Origin of the sequence: Thioclava indica (genome assembly GCF_000714545.1) — a bacterium.
In the GTDB taxonomy this organism is placed as follows: Bacteria; Pseudomonadota; Alphaproteobacteria; order Rhodobacterales; family Rhodobacteraceae; genus Thioclava; species Thioclava indica.
In genome coordinates, this window is sequence record NZ_AUNB01000047.1 from 1 (window position 1) to 16,268 (window position 16,268).

The 16,268-nt window shown below is 58.0% G+C and carries 15 protein-coding genes and 2 pseudogenes; 10 read left to right on the forward strand and 7 right to left on the reverse strand.

From position 1 onward, the window contains the following. Positions 1-290: 290 nt before the first annotated feature. Positions 291-584 carry a helix-turn-helix transcriptional regulator gene (locus DT23_RS13535; protein ID WP_038132059.1) on the reverse strand — a complete coding sequence of 98 codons (294 nt, stop codon included), beginning with the start codon at positions 582-584 and terminating at the stop codon, positions 291-293. Further along, positions 572-1,897: a type II toxin-antitoxin system HipA family toxin gene (locus DT23_RS13540; protein ID WP_051697296.1), complete on the reverse strand. Its 1,326-nt coding sequence runs from the start codon at positions 1,895-1,897 to the stop codon at positions 572-574. Before DT23_RS13540 ends, DT23_RS13535 begins: the two co-directional genes overlap by 13 nt. Positions 1,898-2,248: 351 nt before the next feature. Between DT23_RS13540 and DT23_RS13545 the strand changes: the two genes are divergently transcribed. The 3 genes from DT23_RS13545 (at position 2,249) to DT23_RS13555 (ending at position 7,056) form a co-directional block, all read left to right on the forward strand. Next, positions 2,249-3,994 carry a sigma-54-dependent Fis family transcriptional regulator gene (locus DT23_RS13545; RefSeq protein ID WP_038132061.1) on the forward strand — a complete coding sequence of 582 codons (1,746 nt, stop codon included), beginning with the start codon at positions 2,249-2,251 and terminating at the stop codon, positions 3,992-3,994. Between the two features lie 140 nt (positions 3,995-4,134). After that, positions 4,135-5,934 carry an NAD(P)/FAD-dependent oxidoreductase gene (locus DT23_RS13550; RefSeq protein WP_038132062.1) on the forward strand — a complete coding sequence of 600 codons (1,800 nt, stop codon included), beginning with the start codon at positions 4,135-4,137 and terminating at the stop codon, positions 5,932-5,934. 69 nt (positions 5,935-6,003) lie between these two features. Further along, complete coding sequence (locus tag DT23_RS13555; protein WP_038132064.1) at positions 6,004-7,056, forward strand: 2,3-butanediol dehydrogenase; 1,053 nt, start codon at positions 6,004-6,006, stop codon at positions 7,054-7,056. Between the two features lie 327 nt (positions 7,057-7,383). On the opposite strand, the gene DT23_RS13560 is transcribed toward DT23_RS13555, so the two are convergent. Beyond that, positions 7,384-7,629, reverse strand: a complete 246-nt coding sequence (locus DT23_RS13560; RefSeq protein ID WP_156023954.1) for a hypothetical protein — start codon at positions 7,627-7,629, stop codon at positions 7,384-7,386. A 486-nt stretch (positions 7,630-8,115) separates the two neighbouring features. Between DT23_RS13560 and DT23_RS20075 the strand changes: the two genes are divergently transcribed. The 6 genes and pseudogenes from DT23_RS20075 to DT23_RS20085 form a co-directional block, all read left to right on the forward strand. Next, positions 8,116-8,439, forward strand: a complete 324-nt coding sequence (locus DT23_RS20075; protein WP_420804691.1) for a hypothetical protein — start codon at positions 8,116-8,118, stop codon at positions 8,437-8,439. Further along, positions 8,436-8,936, forward strand: coding sequence for an amidohydrolase family protein (locus tag DT23_RS13570; protein WP_051697298.1), 501 nt, complete (start codon positions 8,436-8,438; stop codon positions 8,934-8,936). The genes DT23_RS20075 and DT23_RS13570 overlap by 4 nt, the downstream gene beginning before the upstream one ends. A gap of 583 nt (positions 8,937-9,519) precedes the next feature. Beyond that, a complete protein-coding gene (locus DT23_RS13575; protein ID WP_156023956.1) occupies positions 9,520-9,750 on the forward strand; it encodes a hypothetical protein in 231 nt (76 codons plus the stop codon). Next, positions 9,747-11,279, forward strand: coding sequence for a relaxase/mobilization nuclease domain-containing protein (locus DT23_RS19565; RefSeq protein ID WP_156023957.1), 1,533 nt, complete (start codon positions 9,747-9,749; stop codon positions 11,277-11,279). Before DT23_RS13575 ends, DT23_RS19565 begins: the two co-directional genes overlap by 4 nt. A gap of 158 nt (positions 11,280-11,437) precedes the next feature. Further along, positions 11,438-11,572: pseudogene (locus DT23_RS20195) on the forward strand (helix-turn-helix domain-containing protein); the annotation flags it as partial. Positions 11,573-11,659: 87 nt separating this feature from the next. After that, a pseudogene (locus DT23_RS20085) lies at positions 11,660-11,908 on the forward strand (transposase); the annotation flags it as partial. On the opposite strand, the gene DT23_RS13595 reads toward DT23_RS20085, so the two are convergent. The 4 genes from DT23_RS13595 to DT23_RS13610 form a co-directional block, all read right to left on the reverse strand. Then, positions 11,909-13,234 carry a TRAP transporter large permease gene (locus DT23_RS13595; RefSeq protein WP_038132074.1) on the reverse strand — a complete coding sequence of 442 codons (1,326 nt, stop codon included), beginning with the start codon at positions 13,232-13,234 and terminating at the stop codon, positions 11,909-11,911. It lies immediately after the preceding pseudogene. Beyond that, positions 13,231-13,827 carry a TRAP transporter small permease subunit gene (locus DT23_RS13600; RefSeq protein WP_081847180.1) on the reverse strand — a complete coding sequence of 199 codons (597 nt, stop codon included), beginning with the start codon at positions 13,825-13,827 and terminating at the stop codon, positions 13,231-13,233. The genes DT23_RS13595 and DT23_RS13600 overlap by 4 nt, the downstream gene beginning before the upstream one ends. A gap of 70 nt (positions 13,828-13,897) precedes the next feature. After that, positions 13,898-14,917, reverse strand: coding sequence for a TRAP transporter substrate-binding protein (locus DT23_RS13605; protein ID WP_038132076.1), 1,020 nt, complete (start codon positions 14,915-14,917; stop codon positions 13,898-13,900). 24 nt (positions 14,918-14,941) lie between these two features. Continuing rightward, complete coding sequence (locus DT23_RS13610; RefSeq protein WP_038132078.1) at positions 14,942-15,475, reverse strand: gluconokinase; 534 nt, start codon at positions 15,473-15,475, stop codon at positions 14,942-14,944. A gap of 108 nt (positions 15,476-15,583) precedes the next feature. On the opposite strand from DT23_RS13610, the gene DT23_RS13615 reads away from it, so the two are divergent. Further along, the coding region (locus DT23_RS13615) for a LacI family DNA-binding transcriptional regulator (protein WP_038132079.1) at positions 15,584-16,268 on the forward strand (685 nt) is incomplete at its 3' end.

Consider the following 16,268-nt stretch of genomic DNA (forward strand, 5'->3'; position numbering starts at 1 on the left):
GAAAGGTGGGGGCCAGACGCCGCTTACCCCTCAACCAACGTCTCGGCCACAATTCGCGCCTTCACTGCATCCGGCCACCGGCGGTGACCACGCGGCCCCACAACCATATCAATGTTGCTGAGAAACTCCGTTGAGCGCTCCATGGCGAAACTCCCTGATCATCCATCCATTGGGGCTGAATCTCAGATCAGGGTCGCACAAGGAAGGTGGGGGCAGCGCTATCGATCGGACGGAATAAGGCTCTTTAGAGTTCAGGAGCACGATGCGTTTTGCAACGCACCCCGAAACATCTAAATATTTGTATTAGAACTCTGAATCGGCACAAACCCCACTTGGAGCCCAAAGGGACGACCTATCTTCTCGAGTGTTTCCAAGGTCGGATTTGCTTTCCCCCCCTCCAGGGCGATCACCTGAACCCGGGTCAGACCAAATCGTTCAGCGAACACGGCTTGGGTCATACCCAGAGATTGGCGCAAATCACGAACCGCATTCGGAAAATCGAGTTCGCCTGAGGCTGCTTTCCGAAAGATCTCCTCGCGACGTGTGCGCTTTTCAATTTTTGTAAGAGGCTTCACGGCTGGCATTGGGCATCCTCCAAGGCTTCAATCGCAGCGATCATCTGATCGGGCCTGATGGCCTGCTCAATAACTTTGTCCGGCACGCCCAGCTCAGCAGCGGCACCTGGCAAGTCGCGCAGCGCAGGCAGCATATCAATCAATGCCTGTCGTACTTCGTCGACATTCAAACCTTTACAAGCCACAGCATCGCACACCGCAGACCAGTCCGCACCGAGATCTCGCCCCTCAAGGCAGCGCCACCGGCTCTGACGTGCGATGCCTGCATCCGAAAGGCGCATGGGCGCAAAATCGAACAGCGGAGCCAACCGAACCCCGCCGTGTGCCGGGCGCTGCATGGCCGTATTGCGCCCATGATTGTCCGGATTCCCTGCGGCCATATTGAGGACATCTCTCATGAGATACTCTAGCCTGTCCGCTGCTGGGTCATCGCTGTAGAGATCTATGATTTCAAGATAGTCCTCATGCGCTCTGGACATGCCGAATTCAGCGACGCCAAGAGCCGAAGTCAGGCTTTCCTGCCCATGGAGCAAGACCTTTCCATCAGCGACTTCCCGATCAAACCGCGGCATGATCAGCACACCAGGTTCGTAGCGCAAAGCCGCTGCACACTTCAGACCAAAGGATCGGGCCAACTCCAGATAGGGTGCCTCTGCCTCAAGGATCAGCCGATCATTGTCGCTTGAAGATTTCAGGAGCTTGATGATGACATGCTCGAGCCCATCTTCAGTTTTGACAAAAGGATCCGGATACCAGAAACCATCCCGCGCGGAACGTGTCATCAGAGCTTTGGGCCATTCACCCTGCACACCGCTGGAGCCGGAGGCAAGATGTGCAAACCGATCGACAACATCCAGGAACCGTTCAGTGCGGTTGAAGATGTCACCATCCGTCAGAGGGGGGCACTCAAGACCTGCGATGCGCTCCTGTTCAGCTTCCCAAGCTTCCCGGATGCGCAGATTTCCAATGGGGGCGCCCCCCGCACGGCGTAACAGCTGAAGCTCGACGGCTGGATCATCAGGTCGCAGCCCTTCTTCTCGCGCAATGCGTGCGCGAGCCGCCCCCTGAGGCATGAGGTCGAGGAGCCAGGCTGGCCAGCGGTCAGATTGATGATAAGAGAGATCCACCGGGTAACGCAGCGACAACGCACGGCGATCGATAACATTCCCTTTGAGGGCATCGACGGAGGCCATCTCCGCCCAATAGTCCGTGTCATAGCTTGTGTTCGTCGCACCTGCGATCCCGCGATCGGGCTCTACGAATTTGACATCAGCTGCATCACGCCACTCACCGTCGACATGTGTCTGAATAGTGAAGTCCATTGAGTGCCCCTATAACGATACTCTTTTTCCATATAGAGGAGCAAGAGTATCTCTTCAAGGGTACATTTAATCGCGTCACCTTTCAGTTCCTCCAGGTGCTCCACTCAAATTTCCGCAGGTAAGGTGGTGCATGGCACGCAAGGCACCTCGACCAGCCTCACGACCTCGCCGCTGCAGATGCTCGAGCCCGGCACGGCGCGCCATTTCGAATGCTCCTAACATTACGCGCGAACCTACAATGGCGTTTGCATGCCACGGGCCGCTTTGATCAGGATGATACTGTCTTCGACCAAAAGCCACTCCACAAAGGGATGCATCCAGTGCTACGCTATCTTCGGGAGGCGATGGGCCATGACAGACGCGCGGCACGTCGAGGAGATCGGACAGGTGCTGGATGGCACGCAAACAGGTAGAGACGGTTTTGTCTCAGCCTCGTGGCGGCGCTGTGTCGAATTGTATGGCATGGATCCGATGCGCTCTGACCCTGCACATATTGTGACAGAAGCGGAGCTGCGCGATCACCGCAAGCAGGCCGAATGGATGATTGCAGCCGCGCGATCCGGGCTGCAAAGTCTGTTCCGACAGGTCGCCGGGCAGAATTACGTCCTGCTTTTGACCGATGCGCAAGGTGTCTGCGTCGACTTCTTCGGAGACGACCTCTTTGTCGAGGATCTGCGCAGCGCGGGTCTTTACCTAGGATCGAATTGGTCCGAGGATCTGGCCGGGACATGCGGAGTGGGTGCCTGTATTTACACGCAAGAACCAGTGACGGTGCATCAAGACGATCATTTCGGCAATTCACATACGATGCTGTCATGCACTGCTGCACCAATCTTCGACAGTCTAGGCCAGTTGGCAGCGGTGCTTGATATCTCACTCTTGCGCTCACCGACGCCAAAGAGCAGCCAGAACCTTGCGATGAGCCTTGTGACCAACGCCGCACGGCGGGTCGAGATGGCCAACCTGATGGCCGAGAGCCCACGCGACTGGGTGCTGCGCCTGTCCTCCAGCCCGGAGTTTCTGGATGTCGACCCGGAGGCGGCTGTGCGGCTGGACGGCGCGGGGCGCATTCTGGGCTATACTCGCACGGCTCGGCGGTTGTTTCCCTCGGGCGCGTCGATTATCGGCCGCCGCATCGACGAGGTTCTAGGGCTAAGCGTCGATGACCTACCCGACCTTATGCGCGACCGCCCGACAGAAGAACGGGTGATAGAAATGCGTGACGGCGGGGCGCTGTTTGGGCATGCGATCGCCCCAAAAGCACCGCGCAAACCCCATGTCGGGCTGCGTGCAAGTGGCGCGCTGGCCGGATTGACGGGCGGTGACCCGGGCATGGCGCGACTGCTGGCGCAGGCAGAGCGGCTTGCACCGGGAACGGTGCCGCTTTTGATCACGGGCGAGACTGGAACAGGCAAGGCCAAGCTTGCGCGCGCGATCCATATGACGGGTAAAGCGCAAGGTTTCATTAGCCTCGATTGTGCCGGGCTTGATATGCAGCACTTGCTCGACGCCTGCTTTGACTTGCCCGGCCCGACCACGCTTCTGTTGCGCCGGATAGAAGACCTCTCCACCGATACCGCCACTGCCTTGAGCGGGCTTCTCGATGGGCGGCCCGATCTGAGACCACTCTCGACGAGTTGCCTTTCCCCCGCCGAACTTACTCTGCCCCAACCGCTGTTTCACAGACTGGCTGGCTGCACCCTCAGCTTGCCCCCCCTGCGTATGCGGCGCGACCTTGATTGGTTGATCTCAAGACATCTGCGCCGTCAAACGTCTGAGTTGATCCGACTGTCGCCTGCAGCACGCGTCGATCTCAAGGGGCGTCTGTGGCAAGGCAACATCCGCGAGCTCGAACATGTTCTGGATGTCGCCGCCTCACTTTGCATTGGTCCGGTGATTGATCTGCCCGATCTTCCAAGCTCGATCGCCTCGGCTTCAGAAACCAGCCCGAGTCTGGCGCGCGACCCTTGGGATGCCCTCGAGCAGGTGCTGGAGGCCTGCGATTGGAATATGGCGCAGACGGCGCGGCGCTTCGGGGTCAATCGCTCTACTATTTTGCGTCGCATGCGCAAGGCTGGGTTGCAACCGCCCGAGTGATGCGTTGCGCAAGCGTTGCGCGCGCAACATGCCGCACCGCAGCAGCCCTTTTATACTGCCTTTGCGCCAATAAACCATAGGTTGGACGTCTTTTACGCGACGATACTTCTGCACGAGATAAGCGCAGAGGAGGAGACGCGATGCTTGATACTACGGTGACCCATCAGACCCAGGAGGTTCTCGACAGCCTCAATTCCGCCTTGGAGAGCGGAGACATTGATCGCGCGGCAGCGCTGTTTGCCACTGACAGCTACTGGCGCGACCTCGTCGCAGTGAGCTGGAATCTCAAGACCGTCGAAGGTCCCGAGGGCGTAGCAGATTTGCTGCGTCACCAGATCGATCACACGCGGCCTGGACAGTTCGAACTGCAATCCGGTGAGAGCCCCGCCGAGGAGGGCGGCGTGATCACGGCATGGGTGACGTTCGAGACCAAGGCCGGACGTGGTTGTGGGCTGATGCGGATCAAGGAGGGTCGCATCTGGACCCTGCTAACGGCGCTGCAAGAGCTAAAGGGATTTGAGGAAAATCGCGGCAAGCGTCGCCCGATGGGCGCGGAACATGGCGCGCGCAAGAACCGGACGTCGTGGAAGGAACGGCGCGATGCAGAAGACGCCGATCTGGGCTATGGCACGCAACCCTATGTGCTGATCGTCGGCGGCGGTCAGGGCGGTATCGCATTAGGCGCGCGCCTTCGCCAGCTCGGTGTGCCCGCGATCGTGCTCGACAAGCATGACCGGCCCGGTGACCAATGGCGAAGCCGCTACAAATCGCTCAGCCTGCATGACCCGATTTGGTATGATCACCTGCCCTATATCAAATTCCCCGACAATTGGCCGGTCTTCACCCCCAAGGACAAGGTAGGCGACTGGCTTGAGATGTATACCAAGGTGATGGAGATCAATTACTGGACGCGCTCGGAGGTGACGAAGGCCAGCTATGACGCGACGGCGGGCAAATGGCGCGTGACGGTCAATCGCGATGGCGAAACAGTCGTGCTAGAGCCCACGCAGCTGGTGCTTGCCACAGGCATGTCGGGAAAGCCTTACATGCCGAAATTCCCCGGAATGGAAGATTTCAACGGCACGATCCAGCACAGTTCGCAGCATAAAGGCCCCGACGAGTGGAGCGGCAAAAAGATTGTGGTGATCGGCTCGAACAACTCGGCCCATGACATCTGCGCCGCCCTTTGGGAATCGGAGGCGGATGTGACGATGGTGCAGCGCTCCTCGACCCATATCGTGCGCTCGGACAGCCTGATGGAGATCGGCCTTGGTGCGCTCTATTCCGAAGAGGCGCTGGCCAATGGCATCACGACCGAAAAGGCGGACATGATCTTTGCCTCGTTGCCCTACAAGATCATGCATGAGTTCCAGATCCCGCTCTATGACCAGATGCGCGAACGGGATGCCGAATTTTATGCGGGGCTGGAAAAGGCCGGTTTCGATCTGGATTGGGGGGATGATGGCTCGGGGTTATTCCTGAAATACCTGCGTCGCGGTTCGGGCTATTACATCGATGTCGGTGCCAGTCAGTTGATCATCGACGGCGAGGTGAAACTCGCCAAAGGGCAAGTCGATCATTTCGAGCAAGACGCGGTCGTTCTGGCCGATGGCACGCGACTGCCCGCCGATCTTGTGGTGTTTGCAACAGGGTTTGGGTCAATGAACGGCTGGGCGGCGGATCTCATCAGTCAGGACGTGGCCGACAAGGTGGGCAAGGTTTGGGGGCTTGGCTCTGACACGACTAAAGATCCGGGCCCTTGGGAAGGCGAGCAACGCAACATGTGGAAGCCGACCCAGCAGGAAAACCTGTGGTTCCATGGCGGGAACCTGCACCAGTCGCGTCATTACTCGCTCTATCTCGCGCTGCAACTCAAGGCACGGCTGGAGGGCCTCGACACGCCCGTCTACGGGCTCCAGCAGGTTCACCATCTGTCCTGAGCGTTCGTTTACAACCGTCCCCGGCCCATCGTGGGCCGGGGCATCTCATCAGATATAGAGGAGACAGCTATGAAAGCCGCACGTTGGCATGGCGTTAAAGACATTCGCGTCGAGGATATCGCAGAACCGTCACCCGGTCCGGGAGAGGTCAAAATCAAGGTTGCATGGACCGGGATCTGTGGCAGCGACCTGCATGAATATCTCGCTGGGCCTATCTTTGTTCCGGTGGAAGAAACTCACCCGCTGAGCCATGACAAAGCTCCGATCACAATGGGTCATGAATATTGCGGCACCATCACGGATCTGGGCGATGGTGTCAGCGGTCTGACCAAGGGGGACCGGGTCGCAATCGAGCCGATCTTTGCCTGCGGTCACTGCGAGGCCTGCATGGAGGGTAAATACAATCTCTGCGACAGCCTCGGCTTTGTCGGGCTCTCGGGTGGTCATGGTGGTTTTGCGGCGACCTCGGTAGTCCCTGCCCGAATGGTCCACAAGATGCCCGATGATCTTTCCATGGAGCAAGGGGCGTTGGTCGAGCCGGCAGCGGTGGCGCTGCATGCCGTGCGGATGTCAAAGATCAAGGCTGGTGACAAGGCAGCGGTGTTCGGTGCGGGCCCGATTGGTCTGCTTGTGGTCGAGGCGCTGCGCGTGGCGGGGGCGGCGCAAATCCACGTTGTAGAGCCGTCGGCAGAGCGCCGTGCCAAGGCGCTTGAACTGGGGGCGACCTCGGTGATCGACCCAATGGCAGAGGATCCGGTTGCGACAATCCGCAGCGCCACGGGCGGTGTGCATGTGGCATTTGAGGTGACGGGGGTGCCGCGCGTTCTGCCGCAATGCATCGACAGCACGCGCCATGAAGGGCAGACGCTGATCGTCTCGATCTGGGAGGGTGACGCGTCGTTTCATCCAAATACGGCAGTGCTCAAAGAGCGTCAGTTGCAAGGCACAATCGCCTATCGCCATGTCTATCCGGCGGTGATGGAGCTGATGATCCAAGGCTATTTCAGCGCCGATAAACTGGTGACCAAGCGGATCTCCATTGACGAGATCGTAGAGCAAGGTTTCGAGGCACTCGTGGCCGAGAAGTCCCAAGTGAAAATCCTCGTCAAAGCGCCGGATTGAGCTGAGGCGCGCGGCGCAAAACCGCCGTGCGCCTTTTGGACTCGGCGTGTGCCCGACCGGCACTGGCGCGACAGCGTGCAGGTCGCTCGCATTGCTTGCCGTAACTTCGCGACAATCTCTTCAGGCTTGAGCACTGAGGGCGGCGAGGGCATTCCCCAGCGCGCCGTGACCAACTCTAATCCGCCATCTGCGTGTCGGATGATGGGGGCCAATTGATCGGGGTAAAACTTGCCCGGCCCGAGGTTGCCCACACGATCCGAGAGGCCCTTGAAGAGCCCGCGCATTGCTTCTTGCGTCGTCGTATTGCTGTAGAGGTTGCACATGGCTTCAGGCCTTCTCATTGCGCCAGATCCAGCGCACAACCTGCCGGATTGGGCGACGGATGGTCAAGTCGGTCAGCTCGGATGGGGCGGGGATACGCCATCGAACATCCAGTTCGCGGCTATTGCAGCGTGAGCAGGGAAAGGGCGGTTCATTGAGCCTGCGGTCGCCCAGAACCTGCAAGAGATCCGCAGCCCAATAATGAACTTTCCTGTTGCATCCAGGGCAGCGCACCGTGATCAGCATGCCCATCATGGCTGCCTGTGCAAGACGTTGCGCGCGAAAGGGATTGGCGGGTGGGTGCGGGACTGGCATGGATGAGAGCGTAGGGAGAACAAATTGCTAGGGCAATACCGTGGAATTGGTGCGCGCACCACTATGCAAGACCACAGCCACCCAATGCGCAAAGTTGGTTGTTTTGCCCTACAGTCAGACGAAGCCCTATCCAGCTGATATGCACATTTTTCAGACTAACGAATGATCATCCCAACCGGGACCATTCGCCTTCGCTGCGCGACGCCTGTTTGACCCTGCACCGTAAGATGGAAGAGGGTTAGATAGGTCTGAGCACAACCAAGGCGTTAAAGCGGAATTCCATGTGTTGGGCAGTGCCGCAGTTTCAGTGGATGGGAAAGTCAAACAAAGTAGTTCTTTCAAGAACCGCCAGCGCTACATTCCGATGGCTTGGCAGCTAAATAATCAAGATGGTTCTAGGGCCCGTAAAAAGAGCGAAAAAAGTTGGGCCTGAGACGATATCGACAATTTGCGATAGGCGTTCTTGCGATGCACCTTCACAGTCTCGTCTCCCCCGACATCAAAGCATCGACACTTGAGATTGCCTCAGCGAAAGCAAAGATTCAGGCCGAGCATCCCGGCTGGGATATCGTTACCACCCAATACGGATATAACGATGCCCAAAAGTCCCTACAGACAGCAGAAGGCATCCTGAGCGCCTATCCTGATCTGGATGCGATCATTGCGCCTGATGCTAACGCGCTGGCCATACCAATTGCAGCTATGAAAGCGCGCGGACGGGTTTTGCTGCTGGTGCGCGTTGCGTGACCCATCTTTTCAACGCAATGAGTCCACTCACGCACCGGGCGCCGGGATTGGTAGGCGCGGCGCTCGACAGTGGGGTCGCGGCAGGGCTGATTGCCGACCTTGTCCATGTCTCTGCACCCGCCATCGGAGTGGCTGCGCGCGCGAAAAGCGGGCCGGGGCGTCTGTTTTTGGTAACTGACGCTATGGCGGTAGCGGGGACGGATCTAAGCCATTTCACGCTGAATGGCCGCACCATCGAGCGCCGCGACGGTCACTTGACGCTTTCTGATGGCACGCTGGCGGGCGCTGATATTACGCTTCCGCAAGCCATCTCGAATATGCATCGCCACGTCGGCCTTACGCGTGCTCAAGCCCTGGCAATGGCGACGCGCGCCCCAGCCGAGGCTGTCGGTTTGGCGAGGGATATCGGTCATTTGAATCCCGGCGCACCGGCAGATTTCGTTTACCTGAGTGATGATTTGAGCCGTGTTTTAGGAGGGGTAAACACCAATCCTTGAGCGCCTTGGCCGCGCCAAATACATCGCGCAAGCCGGCAAGCATTGCCCGCGAAGTTCCGCTAATTGTCCGGTCTAGGAACGCACACCAATTTCCTCGGGTGCTGCCACAGTCACCCGCCACGATCGTTGATTTCCACCCTCGCAGCTTGGGCATGTGCAGGCAGTGTCGCCAGCGCGCGGCATAATGCGACTATGCCCACCCTTCCTGCCCAGATTGCCCCCGTTTAGAACCTAAAAGAAAATGGTCCCATTTCAGGTTATTACCGAGCCTTGCGAAAACAGGCGGTTGTTGGGCATCCGGCCTGTTCGGATCGCACCGTTATCCACAGTTTTCTCGCCACACAGACATTCTCAGTAGAGCAAATTTCGCGATCAGAAACTATACTGTTTGAGGCGGGTGTGCGTTGGTCGCCCCGAGGTTTTCGATGAATGAATTTATGGGCTCGCGAGAATAGAAAGGTGTCGGATGACTGGTTTGAATGGGAACTCCTTAACAGATGCGAATGCTCCGGAAAGCGCGCCCGAGGCGGCGCGCACGCAGTTTAAGTTTTCAGTGACTACGCGGCAGGCGGCGCAGATCAAATTGGCGTATAGACGCTCTGGTCATACGACGCAGTCTGCCTTTCTGGCTGCGGCCGTTCTGAACTATATTGAGGATCAATCTTACGATGGCGCGCCCGAATTGGGACGCTTGGGCAAGCAACTCAATGAGATCCGCGCGTTGGCGAATGGTCGCAAAACGGCGGTGAACAAGGCGCAAGCCGAACGGCTGATCGAAGCATTTCTTGAAACCTTGCGCGGGACGGTCGCGTGACGCGGCCGTTCCTGAAATTTCACGCTGACGCAACGGCCGCGCGAGACTATGTCTTTCGTCGCGGCGCAAAACTCGTCGGAGGCACCTTGCCGTTTCTGACGCCAGATCAGGTCTGTGAGGATCTCGATCTTTTCCGTCGCGGCGGGCAAATTCTGCACATGACCCTCTCGCTGCCCGAGGGGCTGCGCGCCGATGACGCTCGATGGATGCGGATCGTTGAATTAACCGTGGAAGAGCTTGGCGTGATCCCTGATCGCACGGCCTGGATTGCGGGGCGTCACGAGGATGCAACTTGCGATCATGTTCATGTCGCGGTGTCGCTGAGCGACTTCAGCGGGCATAATCTGGTCGTGCATAAGAAGCGCCATGTGCTTGACCGTATACATCAAAAAATCAATCGCATGATCGGACTTGAGGTGCCGGCGTATTTCTCACCTCAGGTGCTGACGCTCGATCCGATCACACCGAAGCGAAACCTGACCTCGCCCGACGCGCGTGATCTGCATGCGGCGTTACAGCAGATATTTTTGCGGGTGCAGCCAGGAGAAATCGCAACCCTTGCGGCGCATATGGCGGGCCCGCAGTTTGGCTTTCATCATGAGGTGCGGGAAAACCGACACGGATCGCGCAGTCATTTCTGGATCTCGAAGACCGGGGTGGAAATCAACACCAGCGATTTGGGTCTGGCATGGGAGCCGCGCTTTGTCCGGCAACGGCTAAAACTGGCGCGCGGCTTGCGAGATCTCCGCGCGCGCCTGGATTTGTCACGGGCGCTGCGGGCCGCGCGTCACCCCCTTAACCACATTTTGGAGAGACTTGATGACCTCAAAAAACGATATGACCACATGGGAATGGCCCGAGCCCTCAAAGGCGTTGCTCGATCAGTTGATGAACATGGATTCGCACATCATCAGACTGTTCCCGCTTCTGGACCTGCTGAACCAACCCGAGGGGGAGGAGCAGGGTCTGGTCGAGCGGCTGATGGCCGTGTTGGAAGCACAAGCAAAAGCGCAGGAGGCGGTGGAAGCGCGGCTGACGAAAGTAGAGGAATGCCTCGGCCAGATATTGGAGCAGAAACCGGACGCCACGCCAAGCGCGACCGACACGCTTTTGAAAGAGCAAAACAGAATGTTGAGGGAGCTGCTGGCGATTTTGGCGCCGATCCGCAGCTAACACTTGGGGAGATCTTGCGCCAAGCCCTTGCCGTGTGTCGCGAGTTAAGATTGCGCCCCAAGGTTTGGCGTGCCGCGCCGGGTAAAGCTGCCCTCGACGTCCTTTGGGCAGATGGGTCCGCAACGCGCGTATTTGGCCACGAGGTGAAGATAGTCCGCCCCGGCAACCAAGCAAGCGCGTTTGAACGCGCCTATCAAAAGGATTGCGTGGTGATTGATAGCCAAGAACGATCGGACGCGCATGTTAAAAACCAAATCGAAATCGCCTCCGATGGTTTGGCAGATATTGAGGAAAGCGTTGAGCCCAATGAGCCCACGACGGACCCTGACGACGATCTTGCTGGTCCGGGTTGGTAAGATCTGCAATCGCCGCGTCCCTAATCTAAAAGCACCCGCCTTGGATGCGCGTTCATATCCGCCCTTATGCATAGTTTGTTTTTCTTTCTATTGAGCGCGCTTGGATGGAATGATTTTTTATCATGTCATTGGTTCCGATAATGAAAAATCGATGCTGCATGCTTGATCTGCGCTGGGCCTGGCTCCCGAGCAGCGATAGTCCTGTTGGGACGCTTCGTGAATGCCGCAAATCTCTAGGGATTTCGCAGGCCGAAATGGCTCGCCGCGTTGGTTGCAGCCGTCTCACAATCATTAATCTTGAAAAGACCTTCGTGGGCCGCGTGCCGACGCTGCTGAAAATGCTTGCGGGTCTTCGAATTTGCAAGCCGTTGCAGACAAACGCCGATGATCACAATGGCCTGCGGGCCACCGCGAGTCGTTTGTTCGATGCCACGCATCAGCGCTGTCGCGTTCACTGGATGCGCAACGCGCTTGCCCATGCTCCGGCCAAGCAGTTCACAGCGGTGGCAGCGATGCTGAAGACGATCTTCGCCCAGGACAGCAAGACAGATGCCGAGGCTCAGTGGGATAGGCAGATCGGTCGTGTTGCGGCTGTTGTCGACACCGATGAAGGAACGTTGAGGTATTGATTAGTGCCCGGTGATCGCGGGAAAGGCCACCAGTAGACCCACCGCAACTATTTGGATCGCGATAAAGGGTAGCAGCGATCGGAAAATTTCGCCGAGGCTGACATCTTTCGGTGCGACCGACTTGAGATAGAAAGCGGCTGGGCCGAACGGGGGCGAGAGAAAGCTGACCTGCATGTTCATCGCAAACAGCACGCCAAACCACACCGGGTCATAGCCCAGATCTTTTACAATCGGCACGAAGATCGGCATTGTCAGCAGCGCGATCCCGACCCAGTCCAGAAACATGCCTAGAAAGAACAGGATCGCCATCATAGTCAGGATCACCACAATTGGAACGTCCGAAACACCCTTGAGCAGCCCCGAGACGAAGTCGATCCCGCCCATCAGGTTGAACACGCCCACCAATGCGGACGCACCAATCCCAATCCAGACAATCATCCCGCAGGTGCCAAGCGTTTGGAGCGAAGCCCCTTTGAGCATCGAGAGCGTCAACTCGCCCCGGATCAGAGTTGAGATCATCACCCCTGCAACGCCAAGCGCGGAGGCCTCGGTCACGCTGGCAATTCCGCCATAGATCGAACCCAGCACAAATCCAATCACTAGAACTGGCAGCACAAGCCCCTTGAGTAGCTTGATCTTTTCTGACCATGGGCGATCATCGGGTTCGGGCATCGGCGCAAGCTCGGGATTGAGTTTAACGCGGATGATCACGAACAGAACGTAAAACGCGGCCAGCATGAAGCCCGGAATAAAGGCCGAGGTGAACAGATCTCCAATCGAGACATTCGCCGTCAACCCGTAGATGATCAGCACGATTGAGGGGGGGACCATGGTGCCAAGCGACCCGCCTGCACAGATCACGCCGATTGCCAGCTTGCGGTCATAGCCCTGCCGGATCATCTGCGGCAGCGCCAGCAGGCCCAGCAGCACGATCTCACCGCCGATAATACCTGACATCGCGGCCAAGATTACTGACACAAAAATGGTCTGGATCGCCACCGCGCCACGCATTCGTCCGCCAACCAGTTTCATCGCCTCAAACAGGTCGCGCGCAATCCCGGATCGGTCCAGCAGCGCCGCCATCATCACGAACATTGGCACCGAGACAAAGACGAAGCTTGAGACGAACGAATAAACCCGACTGGTGATCAACGGCACAGCCATCGGCCCAAACCAACCGAGTGCGAAGATCAGCGCGACCAGGAGCGTCACGAAAGCCAACGGAATGCCGGTCAGTAATAGCCCAATCAACAGCGCGAATAGCAGCAATGTGCCATAGCCGATCCCAAGCGCTGACAGATCGAAATGGAGGAGATGTTCGATCATTGTTGCGCTCCCTTGCCGAAAGCTGCGCGCAGGTAGGTCACTGCCATGATGGTGAATTGTGCCACCATCAAGCACAGCACGACAAAAAGGAAAATTTTCAGCAGGGCGGGAAACATCGGATCCCAAGCGCTGCCTGATGTCTCAAAATGAATGCCGCCGCCGGGGCGAAAGATCGCCTTGATCACCATGCCATAGGCCGCCCATGCAAAGAAGCCGGCGGCGAACAGGCAGATCAGCGAGATCACGGCATCAAGGATGCGTTTCGCGCGCCCAGTGACCAGATCGTAGATCAGTACGACGCGGATGTGGCTGTTGCGCACGACGCAGTACAAACCACCGTAAACAAAGGCCATTGCGCAAAGAAAGATCGTGGTTTCGTGCGCCCAGATCGTCGGTCTGTCGAATCCGTAGCGCAGCACCACCTCGTTGAGCAGGATCAGCGCAGAGGCGATGATACCGATCGCAAAGACAATCCCGAACGCGTCAATCGCGCGACCCAAAAGTCCGGTTTCAGGGATTGCGCCATGTTCGGCGTCAGCTTGCGTGGGTTCGGGCGCGTGTGGCGCGCCCTCGTTCGGGTTTGGCTTGGGCATGGGGGAACCGCTGATGTCGGGGAAGTGGGAACGGGCGGGACCGCCGCTGGCGGCCCCGCCCGCATTCAGATCAAAGCAAGTTGTTCTGCTTGAGATAGGCGGTCAGCACGTCATAGACATGCTGGGCCTTGTCCGATTTCTGCGCGACTTTTTCCCACTGGGTGATCGCGATGCGGCGGAACTTGGCGCGCTCTTCGTTCGACCAGTTATGGATATGGATCTTGCCGCCCGCTTCTGCCTCGGCCACCGCTTTTTTGTCGGCTGCGGCCAGATCATTCACCTCGGTCGTCGCGAATGTCTTGACCGACTCCTCAAAGGCTTTTTGCAACTCGGGCGACAGACTGTCCCATTCCTTCTTGTTCATCGCAACGCCCACAAGCGGCATCGAGTGAAAACCCGGATAGACCGGATTGGGTGCAATGTCGTTCAGGCCCTGCGCTTGATTGGTCGAGAACACGGTGTAGTCGGCTGCATCGATCACCCCCTTGTCGAGCGCGGTATAGACCTCTGATCCCGGCAGGTTGACCGGGGCGGCACCTGCGGCGGCGAACACATCTTGCACCAAGCCTTCGGGGGCGCGCATCTTGAGACCCTTGAGATCAGCTACGCCATCCAGCGGCACCTTAGAGACCAGCGACTCAAGCCCGGTCGTGGTCGAGCCGACATAGTGCAGCCCGTAGGGTTGAAACAGATCATTGGCGAGTTCCTGGCCGCCACCATTGTTCATAAAATCAAGAAGTTGCGCCGGGCTGGACCATGCGCCCACCGGATTTCCCAACAGCGAAAATGCCGGGTCCTTGCCTGCGAAATACGAGATGTCAGTGACAATGCCGTCAAGAATTCCCGCACCGACTGCATCAAGCGTCTCGTTATGCTCAACTACCGAGCCAACGGGCATCATCTCGATCTGGATCTGGTTGTCGGTGCGCTTGGCAAGGTCTTTCGTCCAGTTTTGCTGCAGGATGAAATTAGGGTTGCCCGCGGGGTCCGAACTTTGAAACTTGTATTTATGCACTTCGGCCTGCGCGGTGCCGGCAAGTGCCAGCGATGCAACCGTAGCAAGGGCGATATTGCGGATCGTATTCGTCATGGTGTCCTCCCTTAAACGACGAAATCAACTGAGCGGGGCTTTACCCCATTCACGTAGTATCTGCGCGCACAGCACCTCTGGCGGGTGGGAAATGTCGCAGATTAACGGGACTTCCTCGGGCCCCGGTGGTTCCATATCGGCAAGCTGGCTGTCCAGCAGCGTGATCGGCATGTAATGGCTTTCGCGCGCCGCCATGCGCTGGGCGATCAGCTCGCGCGGACCGGTCAAGTGCGCGATATGCATCGTGCCAAGGCCTTTGCGCAGCCGCTCGCGGTAGCTAAATTTAAGCGCGGAACAGGCGAAGACGACGAAAGATGCCTCATGCTGTGAGGCTTTGACGACCTTGGCCACCTGATCTAACCAACCCCATCTCATCGCATCATTCAGCGGTAGGCCTGCCGCCATATGGGTCACGTTTTCGACCGGGTGATAATCATCGGCATCAAGATAAACGCCCTCCGCAGCCTCGGCGATCCGCTTGGCCAGCGTCGTCTTGCCGGTGCCGCAAACGCCCATCACAAGAATCGGGGGGGGCGCAAGGTCGAGTGCGTTTGTCATCTTGCCTTCTAAGCACGTGGTGTGTTTCTTGGGAGTGGAGAACTAATGTAAGCGATTACATTCGTCAATCAAAGATAAGATTAGACTTTGAAGATCATCGAGGATTCTATGGCTAAATATAATAAAAACAAAACAGTAAAGATGCGCGATGTGGCGGATCATGTCGGTGTAAGCGTTGCCACAGTTTCCCGCGCCCTGCGCAATCCCGATGTCGTGTCAGGGGCAGTGCGCGCCAAGATTGACGCTGCCATCGAATCATTGGGCTATCTGCCCGATCCGGCAGCGCGAGCGTTGGCCTCGACGCGTTCGGACGTGATCGGGGTGATTTTACCCTCGGTCTCGAATAACGTTTTCTCGGCGGTGATGGATGGAATTTATTCGGCGGTGGAGGGCACGCGCCATTCGGTTCAACTTGGCTATTCGCGCTACGCGCCTCTCTCGGAAGAGAATTTGATCCGGTTGTTTCTACGTCAGCGCCCGGCGGGATTGATTGTGACCGGGATCGACCAGACCGACGCCGCAAAAGCGCTATTGCAAGAGGCCGATTGCCCTGTTGTCCAGATCATGGAGACGGACCCCGCGCCCCACGACCGGATGATCGGATTTTCGCACTATCAAGCCGCGCGGGCCGCAACAGCGCATCTGATCGCTCAGGGCTATCGTCACCCCGGTTTCCTCGGCGCGCGTATGGATCCGCGCACGCAACGCCGCCTGCAGGGGTTTCGCGATGAATTGCGCGCGCGCGGTCTAAGCGAGGGGCGGCGCGTTCACACCACCACGCGGCCCTCATCGG